Here is an 11935-nt window from a genome sequence, read left to right as displayed (position 1 = left end):
GGCCGAGAGGTCCAGTTGATGAGCGGCCACGGCCAGGCCACCGATCACGACGGCGATCGCGAGCAGAATGAACAGTGTCTTGCGCATCGATACTCCTCAGACGTAAGCGAGGGCCTGGCGGATGGTCAGCCGGGCGGCTCGGCGGGCGGGGGCGGCTCCGGCCAGGGCTGAGCCGGCGACGGCGGCCAGGGCCCAGAGGACGAGACCCAGGGGTGAGATCGTGAGCGGCAACGGGGCGCGGAAGGCCAGGTCGCCGAGCAGGTCGCCGATCATCCAGCTCAGCGGGAGCGCGAGCAGGGCGGCGGCCAGCCAGCTGAGCAGCCCGACAAAGACCGTCTCGCCCAGCACGATGCCGAGCACGGTGCGCGGGGTGGCGCCGATGGCCTGCATGACGGCGAACTCGCGGGTGCGCTCCACCACGCTGGTGCCGGTGGCGGCGGTCAGGCCGAGCACGCCGACGATCGCCATCAGCACGGCCAGGGCGGTCAGCGCGCCGATCAGCACGAAGATGTGGCCGTCAACGGCCTCACGCAGTTCGGCGGTGGCCAGGGGCGCGCCCTCGACGCGGGCGTCGCGGAGCACGCCTTGCACGGCCGCGGTGTCTGAGGTGGCGATGCGCAGATCGCGGGCGGGGCCGGCGTGTTGTTCGAAGGCGGTCTTGGTGGTGTAGGCGGCGGCCGGTGAGCCGATCTCGCGGACGGTGCCGACGACGCGCCAGGTGGTGGCGCGGCCGTCGAGCTGGAGAGTGAGCGTGTCGCCGGGGCGCGCGTCGGGGAGCGGGTCGGCGGCCATGGAGTTCAGCACGACCGCGTTCGTGTCGCCGCGGGCCAGCCATCGGCCTGAGGTGACGGGCAGGTCCAGAAGTCTGGAGTCCTCCGGGACGCCGCGCAGGCTGAAGCTGCCATGGCCGCCGTCGGGGTAGGTGGTGACCACGTCCCCGGCGGCGGTGGGTGCTCCTCCCCAGGTTTCCACCCGGGTGACGCCGGGAGTGGTGCGGATGCGCTCGATGAGGGCGGGGTCCGCGGCGGCCAGCCGCACCTCCATGTCGTAGTGGCGGGCGGCCATGCCGTCGTCGACGGTGCGTTGCCAGGCGGCGGCCACGTTCAGGCCGGACAGGAACAGTGCGCCACCGACCGACAGCAGTCCGAGGGTGAGCGCGAGCCGTGCCCGGCGGCGGAAAGCGTTGCGCAACGCCATCAGCGGGATGCGGCTGAGCCCGGTCAGCCGGGCCGAGACGGTCTCCGGGCGTACGCCGTAGTCGCTGATCGCCTCGCGGACGGTGAGGCGGGTGGCCCGGCGGATCGGCACGGCCGCCACCAGGAGCGGCACCAGCACGGCCGCCGCGAACTGGGTGGCGTACACCCACAGCGGGACGGCCTGGCTGTGCAGGTTCAGGTTGAGCAGATCGGCCACCACAGCCGCGTACACGCGGCCGGCGATAGTGCCGACCGGGATGCCGACCGCGGCCGCGGCCACGCCGAGCAGCAGCACCTGGACGGCGTACAGGCGGGCGATCTGGCCGGTGCGGGCACCGATGGCCTTCATCACGCCGATCTGGCGGATCTGCTGAACCAGCATGCCGCCGATCACGGTGGCCACCAGGATCGCGGCCAGCACGAGCCCGAGCAAGGCGAAGATCAGCAGCATCAGCATGAGCGCCTGCATCTGCCCTTCGTGCGGGTGCTGGCCTGGCGGCGGCACCTGGATCTCGTGCACCTGGTATCCCTGGGTGCGCAGCCAGGCCGCCAGCTCGCGGCTGGTCTGCGCGATGCCTTCCGAGGTGGTGGCCTCGGTGCGGATCTTCAGCTCATCCAAGGAAGCGCTACCGCCGAGCACGGCGAGCGTCTGCGGGGTGATGTAGCCGTAGCCGGCGCGGTCTTGCCAGGCGGGGGCGAGCGCGGGGTCGTGCACGGCGCCGGAGACGGTAATGGTGCGGCTCTGGCCGCCGGGCAGGCGCACCTCGACGGGTCCGGGCGGCACCATGTCGCGGGCGGCACGTTCGATCAGCATGGTGCCCGCCGGCGGCGGCCAGGCTCCGGACTCGCGGGCGAACGTGGAGATCCGCATGCCGTCAAAGTCCGGCACCACGAACAGCACCAGCGTCCGCCATTCGTCGGGCCCGATCCGCATCGTGGCGGCGAGAGTGGCTCTGGCCTGGGCGTCGGTGATGCCGGGGCGGCCGCGGACCTGCTCGGCCAGCGCGGCGTCGGCCCGATCCAGCTCCAGGGTGGCCGCGGCGGGCGCAGTGCCGAGGTAGTTGCGGGTGATTTCGCGTGAGGCGATCGCGTTGGCGCTGAGCACCGCGCCAATGCCGGTCACCCCGACCGCGATGGCCACGACCATCATGACCGTACGCCCCCAGGCCAGCGCCATGTCACGGCGGAGCTTGCGCCAGCGCGGCCCAGACAGCGGCCCAGACAGCGGGTTAGACATGCGCGCTCACCGTTCCGTCGGCCAGTTCCACGGTCGAGGTGATGTACGGGGCCGCGTCGTTGCCATGCGTGACCATGACCACGGTGGTGCCCTCGCCGGCGATGGCCGCGAACAGCTCCAGCACGGCGATTGCGGTGGACGAGTCCAGGTTGCCGGTGGGTTCGTCGGCGACCAGCAGCCGCGGGTCGTTGGCCAGCGCGCGGGCGATGGCGGCGCGCTGCTGCTGGCCGCCGGACAGTGCGGCGGGCAGCTTGTCGGCCTGCTGGGCGATGCCGAACCGTTCCAGCAGCTCCAGTGCCCTGGGGCGGCGCTCGGAGCGCGGGTAGGTGTCGCAGAAGTCCATGGGCAGCATGACGTTCTCGGCGACGGTCAGCGTGGGCAGCAACTGGAAGAACTGGAACACCACGCCGACGTTGCGCCCGCGCCAGATGGCCAGCGCCTGCTGGTCCAGTTCGTGCACGGCGGCCCCGGCGACGTGAACCTCGCCGCTGGTGGGCCGGTCGATCCCGGTGATCATGTTGATCAGGGTGGACTTGCCACTGCCGGACCGGCCGACCACCGCGAGAAACTCGCCGGGGTCGGTCTTGAGCGAGACGCCGCGCAGCGCGGTGAACGGGCCCTGCGGGGTGGCGTAGGTCTTGGTGACCTCGCGTATGTCGATGACGGGCACTGAGCCTCCTATCAAAACATTGAGTCAGTTTCAGAACACGATGTTCGATATCAGAAGGCCGGTCAATCGACGAAACCGCAGTTCAGTGCGGCAGTGAACAGATCAGCGCAATTGTTCAGATTCCGTAGGCGGCCTGAACGCCGGGCACGATCAGACGCGTACGAGTCGGCCATCTCCTCGGCCGTGTACGGCAGGTCGTTGTCCAGCCACCACACCAGCAGGCCGAGCATCGAGGTCAGCAGGAACTCCGTGGTGACCTCCACCGGTACCGCGCCGTCGCGGTGCGGCAGGAACTCCGGCACCCGCCGAGCCATGACCTCCTTGATTCGGCGGCGCAGCCCGGTTCTGATCACCTCCGCGCCCCGCTTGCCGGCCAGCGCTTTGTACAGGTCGCGCTGCCGGTCGGCGTGCTCGAAGGCGGCCAGCACCGGATTGGGCTCGGCACGGCTGGCGAAGTGGCGCTCCATGTGTTCCTCGAACGCCGCCGCCAGCTCCTCCAGGTTGCTGAGCAGGAGATCGTCCTTGTCGGTGTAGTGCGCGTAAAAGGTGGAGCGGCCGACGTCGGCACGGTCGATGATGTGCTGCACGGTGATCCGGTCGTAACCCGTCTCCAAGATCAGGTCCACCAGGGCACGCCGAAGGAGTTCCCGGGTTCGCCGCACCCGGCGATCCGTGCTGGCTGCCGGCATCAAGACCTCCAGGATTCGGGACACTGTGTTCAGTACTATGCGCTGTGTTCATATATAGCTGGTCCATGAACAGCCAGCACGCTCCGCTAGACATCCTGGCCGGGCTCGTGCAGACCCGGCGCGACGGCCGTCGCGTGCTGTACCGGGCCCGCGACGCGCACGTCCGCGCCCTGATCGACGAGGCACTAGCGCCAGAATCCGGTCCGACCCTCACCAGTACCGAAGGCCCCCTGGCCGGAGGTCCGGCGGGGGCGCGGGGCGTGGTCAGAGGGAGAGCACCTGGCCGGCGGCGGAGAGGTCGTCCTGAAGGGCGGTGACGTCGATGTCCTGCACCGCCTTGCCGCTCCCCGCCGCCCGCGCCGCGGCGAGCCCGGCGGCGTGGCCGAGCATCTGGTACTGCACCTCCATCCGGATGGAGGAGAACGCCACGTGCGAGGCCGACAGGCACACCGGCACCACGAGGTTGCCGCACTCCGCGCGCCGGGGCACGATCGCCGCGTACGGGATCTGGTAGGGGGCGACCCCCACCGACAGGTAGCCCTCGGTGACGACCATCGGCACCGGGTCGGGATGCTCGTACACCTGCCGCCAGGTCCGCTGCACCTCGCGGATGTCGAGGTGGTACGACCCCATCGCGATGGCGTCCGGCTGCGGGCGGCTCTGGACGAGGTCGTGTTCCGTCAGGTGCCTGTCCCCCAGCATCCGCCGTGCCTCCCGCACGTACAGCTGGTGCGGCAGGTGGCCGGTGTCGGCGAACTCGTCGGGCGGCAGCCCCCAGCGCCCCAGCTCGGCCCGCACGCTCGCGGGCACCTCGGGGTCGTGGGAGAGGAAGTACAGCAGGTCCTGGGCGTGGTGCAGGTGGTGCAGCCGGATGCGCTCGCGCTCGCCGGGGCCGGCGTCGGGGTAGTCCCAGGCGGAGCGGTCGAGCACGCTGAGGGAGAACGGCCCGAGCGAGTTGCCGTCGCACTTGCCGTTCGGGAGGTTCGGCGCCAGGCCGACGAGGCGTCCGGCGCGCGGCTCGACGCCCTGCTCGCGCCAGTGGCGGAACAACCGCCGTCCGAGCTCCCAGTGCTCCTCGTCGTAGCCGGGCCGCCGCTCGATCGGGATGCGGTCGTCGGCGCTGGTCAGGCAGACGCGGTAGCCGTACGACATGACGCCGCCGTCGCCGGCGCCCACCTCGGCCATGGGCCCGTCGGCGACCTGCGGCAGCAGCGTGCCGTCGGCGCGGAACGGGGAGATCCACGGCGGGAAGTTGTGCATGCCGGGCACGACCTCGCGCCGCCCGGCGAAGGTCTCGCCGTGCAGCGTGCGGTCCTCCCTGCCCACCCGGTACGACACGCCCGCGGCGGCCATCAGGTCGCCCTCGTAGCTCGCGTCCACGAAGGCGCCGGCGGTGTAGTCGCCCTGGCGGGTGACGGCGGAGAAGATGCGATCCCCTGAGGTGACCACCGTGCGGAGCGGGGCGTCGTACACGACCTCCACGCCGGCGCGTTCCAGCCACGACACGAAGATGGCCTCGGCGACGTGCGGCTCCGGCCCGGCGTAGTGGCCGGGAGCCACGCCGTAGGCGTCGGCGACCGCCTGGCGGAACTCGGCGGCCATCCCGCCCAGCACGCGCGGGTCGCCGATGTCGGTGTAGCCGAGCCCGCCGGAGGTCATGCCGCCGACGTGCCGGCCGGGTTCGAGCAGCACGGTGTCGAGGCCGCGGCGGGCGGCGGCGACGGCGGCGCACACGCCCGCGGACGTCGCGCCGTACACGACGACCTCGGCCTGCCTCATCGCCGCCACCACGTCGCCACCTGGCGCAGGTCGTCGCCGGTGATGGGTTCGCCGGTGTTGTCGATGGACTCCACGTAGTAGAGGGCGGGCACGCCGAGCGACGGTTGTTCCCGCGCGTAGGCGAGCCAGTCGGCCCGGCTCGGCATGGGCCACTGGTCGGTGTCGACGAGGTGCTCCGGCATGGCGTGGACGGCCACCGCGTGGCGGAAGCGGAGCTGGTCGACGGCGGGCACGGGCTCGCCGCGGGCGTCGAGCTCCAGCACGTCGTTGAGCCTGATCATGTCGCTGACGTCCCCGAACGCGGGGTGCGGGGTATGGGTGATCATCAGGGCGTCGGGCTTGACGCGTTTGGCGGCGGCGTACATGGTGCCGAGCAGTTGGTGCAGGAGGGAGAGCCCCCACGTGGAGCCGTACGCCTTCAGGTGCGACCCGCTGGGGAACCACTGCGTGAAGTCGATCTTGAATCCGTCGGCGTCGAGGTCGCCGAGCAGCCGGCGCATGATCTCGCCGATCCTGCGCCGGTAGGCGGGGTTGGACGGGTCGGCGGCCACGGCACGGCCAGCGGCGTCGGTCACGCACTCCTCGGCGGGCAGCCCGTCGGGCGACCACGCGCGCCACCACAGCAGCACCCGCTGCCCGCGCGCGTGCCGGTCGGCGATCCACTCGCGCAGCCTGGGCCACTTGTCGGGGTCGGGCTCCTGGTTGCCGTAGGTGAGCTGCCACCGGTCGTCGATGACGATGGTGGCGGGCACGACGCCGTGCTCCTCCAGCCTGGCCAGCCACGTGTCGTAGAGGTCCTGCCGGGACAGCTCGACCGGGGAGCGTCCGTCGGCCCGCGCGCACTGGGCGCCCCAGCCGCAGAAGATCGTCCCGCTCCACCAGTCGTGCCGCTCCGCGACCGGTCCCCGCGGGGCCAGGCCGTGCTCGACGAGGTCCTCCCGGTGGTGGGAGATGGCCTCCCAGGGGGACGACGCGGCGCGGAACACCACGGCCGGCGACGTCCACGCGCCGCTCACCGCCGTCTGGCACTCGTAGTCCAGCCGCAGCAGCGCGCCGCCGTCGAGCGGCTCGTACCGGAGCTCGGTGAAGGTCAGGTCCGCGATCCCGGCGCGCACCGACGCGCCCAGCCAGGGGCCTTCGGGTACGGAGGTCGCACCGCCGTCGGGCTCCTCCCTGCTGAAGGCGATGGCCAGCGGCGGCGGCGAGAAGACGGCGTGCAGGCGGCCCGGCGAGGCGTCGCCGATCACGGTGAGCGCGAGCGGCGCCGACACGGGCCGCACCACGTGCACCGGGTGCGTGGGCGTGGGGTTGAAGACGCCGCGCGCGTGCACCGCCGAGCGGAACGTGCCGGCCGCGCGGGTGTTGAGCACGGCCCGCCCGCCGAGCAGCGTCACGTCGCCGATCACGCCGTCGCCCTCGACCCGCACCTCCAGCGCGATCGTCTCGGGGGTGCAGGTGAGGCGGACGGTCTTGGCCGCCCACGCGGTCGAGCGCTGCGGGAAGTCGAAGACCGCCACGTCGCCGCGCTCGGCGAGCACGGGCGGCAGGGTCTCGTACGTCTCGTCGCGGTCGCTCCCGGTGGCGACGGAGGCGATGAGGCTGAGCGTCAGCCAGCCTTCCAGCTCGGCGCTGGGATCGGTGCGCGAGACGGTCAGCCGGTAGTGCCCGCTGTCCAGGTGGTAGGCGGTGTCCGTGGTGGTGATCCGCATGGTCTAGCCGTAAGCCTCGATCCTGGGCAGGGCGGGGGCGGCGCCGCCCCCGGCGATGAGCCGGGCGTAGTAGCGCCCGGAGTCCTTGATCGTCCGGGTGCCGGTCGCGTAGTCGACGTGGACGAGCCCGAACCTGGGCCGGTAGCCCAGCGCCCACTCGAAGTTGTCCATGAGCGACCAGTGGAGGTAGCCGCGCACGTCGGCCCCCGCGTCGATGGCCTCGCCGACGGCCGCGACGTGGTCGCGCAGGAACGCGATCCTGCGGTCGTCGTGGACCTGGCCGTCGTGCGCGGGCGTGTCGCCGAAGACGCCGCCGTTCTCGGTGACCATCAGCGGCGTGGCGGGGAAGCGGCGGCTCAGGCCGATCAGCAGGTCGCGCAGCGCCCCCGCGTTGATCTCCCAGCCTTCGTCGGTCCTGGCCACGTCGCCGCTGGGCCCGACGACCCGCCAGGGGAACGGGCCGGGCGGCGCGGCGGCCATGACGCGCCTGGTGTAGTAGTTGACGCCGAGGAAGTCGCTGCGCCCGCCGATGGCGGCCTCGTCGCCGTCCTGGATGAAGTCCAGGCCGTGGCCGAGCGCCCGTTCCCAGTGCTCGCGCATGTCGGCGGGGTAGCCGCCGGCGAGCAGCGGGTCGAGGTACCACCGGTTGACGTAGCCGTCGGAGCCGGTGGCGGCGGCCCGGTCGGCCTCGCTGCCGGTGGCCGGGTCGCAGGGGAAGAGGCTGAGCGCCGAGCCGGCCAGCGCGCCCGGGTGGGCGTGCAGCACGTCGGCCGCCGCGCCGTGGCCGAGCAGCACGTGGTGGCCGGCTCTGACGGCCGTGCCCAGGTCCGCGACGCCGGGGGCGTGCAGGCCGAGCTGGTAGCCGAGCAGTTGGATGATCCACGGCTCGTTCTGGGTGACCCACCAGGTGACGCGGTCGGCGAGCCGCCCGGCGACCGCCTCGGTGTAGGCGGCGAAGGCGGCCACGGTGGAGCGCTCGGCCCAGCCGCCGGTCAGCGCGGCGGGCATGTCCCAGTGGTTGAGCGTGAGCACGGGCTCCGCCCCCGCTTCGAGCAGCGCGTCAGCGAAGCGCTCGTAGTGGTCGAGCGCCTTCGGGTCGGGGCGCACGCCGTCGGGCATGACCCGCGACCAGCCGGTGGAGAAGCGGTAGGCGCGCAGCCCGAGCTCCTTGACCAGCTCGACGTCCTCGCGCCAGCGCAGGTAGGAGTCGCACGCCCGGGAGCCGTCGCCGCCGCCCTCGACGGCGCCGGGCCGGCGGCAGAACACGTCCCACACGGACTCGCCCCTGCCGTGGTGGCCCTCGATCTGGTACGCGGACGTGCCCGCGCCCCACAGGAATCCGCCGGGGAAGCTCATCCCTTGCTCCCTGTGGTCGCGATGCCCTTGACGAAGTGTTTCTGGCCGAGGAAGAACAGGATGATCATCGGAATGGTGGTGATGACGCTGGCCGTCATGACGATCTCCCAGTGCCATTCGCCGCCGAACCCGAACTGGTCGAGCAGCGCCTTCAGCCCGCGTGGCACGGTGAACGTGCTGGAGTCGCGCAGGTAGATGAGCGGCCGCATCAGGTCGGTCCAGGCCGCCTGGAACTCGAACAGCAGCGTCACCACGACCGCCGGCTTGCACAGCGGCAGGGCGATCCTGGTGAAGATCTGCCAGTTGTTCGCGCCGTCGATCTTGGCCGCCTCGAACGGCTCGCGCGGCAGCCCGAGGAAGAACTGGCGCAGCAGGAAGATGTAGAAGGCGCTGCCGAACAGGTTCTGCGCCCACAGCGGGGTCAGCGTGCCCACCATGCCGAGGGAGTTCCAGATGAGGAACACCGGGATCATGGTGACCGCGCCCGGCAACATCATCGTGCCGAGCACGACGCTGAACAGCGCTCCCCTGCCGGGGAAGCGGAAGTAGGCGAAGCCCCACGCCACCATCGCGCTCGTGATCGTGACGGCGACGGCCGCCAGCACGGTCACGAAGAGCGTGTTCACCATCCACAACGCCAGCGGCGCCTCCTGCCAGACCTGGATGTAGTTGTCGAAGGTGAACGTCTCCGGGATCAGCCGGTGGTCGAACACCTCGCTGCGCGGCTTGAACGAGGCGCTGAGCAGCCAGACGAAGGGGTAGATGAACGCGATGGCGAACGCGCTCAGCGCGGTCCACGTCAGGATCAGCCGGGCGCGCCTCACGGGTTCCCCCCCTCATAGTGGACGAACCGCCTGGTCACCAGGATCTGCACGATCGTGATCACCATGATCACGATGAACAGCAGCCAGGCCAGGGCCGAGGCGTAGCCCATGTGCAGGAACTCGAAGGCCTGCTGGAACAGGTAGATGGCGTAGAACAGCGCGGCGTCGTTGCTGTAGGTGGTGTTGCCCGAGCCGAAGAAGGCGGTGTACGCCTCCGTGAACGACTGCAGGGCGTTGATGCTGTCCACGATGAACAGGAAGAACAGCGTGGGGCTGATCATCGGCACGGTGATCCGCAGCGTGCGCTTCCACCACCCGGCCCCGTCGACGACGGCGGAGTCGTACAGCTCCTGGGGGACGCCGCGCAGCGCGGCCAGGATGATGACCACCGACGAGCCGACGGTCCACAGGCTCATCAGCACCAGGCCGGGCTTGACCCAGTCGGGGTCGGTGGTCCACGCGGGGCCGTCGATGCCGAAGATGCCGAGGAAGCCGTTGATCAGGCCGCTCTGCCCGTTGAACAACATCAGCAGCAGGATGCCGACGGCGACCGGCGGCGTCATCTTGGGCAGGAAGAACGCCGTGCGGAAGAAGCCTGTGGCTTTGGTGGCGCTGTTGAGCAGCAGCGCCAGGCCCAGGGAGACGACCAGCTGGGCCGGCACCGACATCACCATGAAGATGAACGTGTTCCTGAGCGCCAGGCCGACCTTGGGATCCTCGAAGAGAGTCCGGTAGTTGTCGAGCCCGACGAACGACGGGTCGTTGATCACGTCGTAGTCGGTCAGCGACAGGTAGGCGCTGTTGATGACGGGCCACGCGGTGAAGATCAGGAAGCCGAGGATCCACGGGCTGATGAACAGCAGCGCCGCGCGGGTCTCGACGAACCGCATGGACCTCCGGAACGCGGGCCGGGAGTGGGAGCGGGTGCGGGGCATCTCAGTTCGTACGCTTCGTCCAGCCGGCCCATGCCTCGTCGAGCGCCTTCTGAGCGTCCTGCTGGGCCTTGTCGAGCGCGGCCTTCGGCTCGTCCTGGCCGTTGAGGACCCGGTTCACGGCGCCCTGCCAGGCGTCCTTGAACTCCTTGTCGGCCGGGTTGGCGGGAAGGCTGAAGGTGTTCGCGTTGGCCTCGTAGACGGCCTTGACGCCGGCGTCCCAGGGCTCGCCGCCCGAGGTGAGCATCTTCTCGATCTCCGCGTCGGCCTTGACGTTGCCGGTGAGCACGCCGGTGAACGGCTTGCCCTCGGCCTCGCGCTTGTCCAGGCGGGCCTGGGCGGCGGCCTTCCAGGTGTCGACGAGCGTCATGGTCTTGGCGAAGCGGCAGGCGGCGCCGGGGTTCTTGGAGCCCTTGGGGATGGCCCACGACGAGCCGGACGAGTAGGCCAGGGGCCGGCCCTGCGGGGTGCGGAAGGTGTCGAAGACCAGGGGCGCCTTGGGCGAGACGTCGTTGAGGACGTTGACGTACCACTGCTCCATCGGCATGGCGCCCAGCTCGTTCTTGGCGAACTGGTTGCCCTTGCCGAAGAAGTCGGCGGAGTCGCGCACGGCCTTGACCTTGGCGAAGCCGCCCTGCGCGTCGTAGATGCCGACGGCGAACTCCAGCGCCTTGACCACGGCGGGGTTGTTGAGCTGGGCGGTCTTGCCGTCGGCCGACAGCAGGTCGGCGCCGTTGGCCTTGGCCCACAGGGGCAGGAACTCCGGCAGCTTGCTGTCGTAGCCGATCACCTTGAGCTTGCCGCCAGGGGCCTTGACCAGTTTCTTGGCCGCGGCGGTGACCTTGTCCCAGTCGGAGCCGTTGACGTCCTCGATCGTCAGCCCGGCCTCCTTGAGCAGGTCGCCGTTGGCCATGGTGATCTGGACCTGGTTGAACTCGGGAATGGCCCAGATCTCCTCGCCGAACGTCACCTGGCCGAGCGCGTTCTTGTTGTACATCGAGGTGTCGATCGACTCGCCCTTGATGCACTCGGTCAGCGGCATGATCGCGCCGCGCGAGGCGAAGGTGCCGATCTGGTCGCGGTTGGCGTAGATGATGTCCGGCGGGTCGCCGGCGGCGACGGCGGACAGGAACTGCTGGATGTCGAGGTCGCCCTCGATCAGCTTGATCTCCGCGCCGCCGAGGGCCTTCTCGGCCAGGTCGACGCGGGTGGTGCCGATCTCGTCGGTCGCGCCGAAGCCCATCACGGAGATGGAGCCGCTGAACGTGGCTCCGGGGTTGAACTGGCCGGCCGACGGGGTCGGGGCGGCGCCGCCACCGGTGCCCTTGGCACACGAGGTGAGGGCCAGCGCCAGGGACACCGACAGGACGGACCAGCGGACGAGGGGGGATCTCATGGGGTTTCGCCTCCACACTGAGCAAGCGGGGCATCAGGCATGCTGATGACGGCCACGTGGCGCCAGGCCAGTGTGGCAACGTTCACACATCTGAGAACGTACCCATATCGCCGAAATCCCGTCAACCACTCATATCACTGCGTTTCC

The 11935-nt window shown here is 70.7% G+C and carries 9 protein-coding genes; all 9 read right to left on the bottom strand.

Going from position 1 to position 11935, the window contains the following annotated elements; translation table 11 throughout:
• Positions 1 to 96: 96 nt before the first annotated feature.
• Positions 97 to 2433 carry an FtsX-like permease family protein gene (locus ABGA98_RS25650; RefSeq protein ID WP_347620955.1) on the bottom strand — a complete coding sequence of 779 codons (2337 nt, stop codon included), beginning with the start codon at positions 2431 to 2433 and terminating at the stop codon, positions 97 to 99.
• Positions 2426 to 3103 carry an ABC transporter ATP-binding protein gene (locus ABGA98_RS25645; RefSeq protein ID WP_347620954.1) on the bottom strand — a complete coding sequence of 226 codons (678 nt, stop codon included), beginning with the start codon at positions 3101 to 3103 and terminating at the stop codon, positions 2426 to 2428. Before ABGA98_RS25645 ends, ABGA98_RS25650 begins: the two co-directional genes overlap by 8 nt.
• A 62-nt stretch (positions 3104 to 3165) precedes the next feature.
• Complete coding sequence (locus ABGA98_RS25640; RefSeq protein ID WP_347620953.1) at positions 3166 to 3765, bottom strand: TetR/AcrR family transcriptional regulator; 600 nt, start codon at positions 3763 to 3765, stop codon at positions 3166 to 3168.
• Between the two features lie 291 nt (positions 3766 to 4056).
• Positions 4057 to 5583 carry an FAD-dependent oxidoreductase gene (locus ABGA98_RS25635; protein ID WP_347620952.1) on the bottom strand — a complete coding sequence of 509 codons (1527 nt, stop codon included), beginning with the start codon at positions 5581 to 5583 and terminating at the stop codon, positions 4057 to 4059.
• Positions 5568 to 7280 carry a hypothetical protein gene (locus tag ABGA98_RS25630; protein ID WP_347620951.1) on the bottom strand — a complete coding sequence of 571 codons (1713 nt, stop codon included), beginning with the start codon at positions 7278 to 7280 and terminating at the stop codon, positions 5568 to 5570. The genes ABGA98_RS25635 and ABGA98_RS25630 overlap by 16 nt, the downstream gene beginning before the upstream one ends.
• 3 nt (positions 7281 to 7283) lie before the next feature.
• On the bottom strand, positions 7284 to 8636 hold the full coding sequence (locus ABGA98_RS25625) for a GH1 family beta-glucosidase (protein WP_347620950.1): 1353 nt from the start codon (positions 8634 to 8636) through the stop codon (positions 7284 to 7286).
• Entirely contained in the window at positions 8633 to 9460 is an 828-nt protein-coding gene (locus tag ABGA98_RS25620; protein WP_347620949.1) for a carbohydrate ABC transporter permease, read from the bottom strand. The genes ABGA98_RS25625 and ABGA98_RS25620 overlap by 4 nt, the downstream gene beginning before the upstream one ends.
• Positions 9457 to 10350 (bottom strand): sugar ABC transporter permease, encoded by an 894-nt coding sequence (locus ABGA98_RS25615; RefSeq protein ID WP_347620948.1) that lies wholly within the window; start codon positions 10348 to 10350, stop codon positions 9457 to 9459. Before ABGA98_RS25615 ends, ABGA98_RS25620 begins: the two co-directional genes overlap by 4 nt.
• A 46-nt stretch (positions 10351 to 10396) precedes the next feature.
• On the bottom strand, positions 10397 to 11788 hold the full coding sequence (locus ABGA98_RS25610; protein WP_347620947.1) for an extracellular solute-binding protein: 1392 nt from the start codon (positions 11786 to 11788) through the stop codon (positions 10397 to 10399).
• Between the last annotated feature and the right edge of the window lie 147 nt (positions 11789 to 11935).

Source organism: Nonomuraea sp. B1E8 (assembly GCF_039871515.1).
GTDB lineage: Bacteria > Actinomycetota > Actinomycetes > Streptosporangiales > Streptosporangiaceae > Nonomuraea.
Note: the sequence above shows the minus strand (reverse complement) of the source record. Positions and strands in the feature narration are given on the sequence as shown.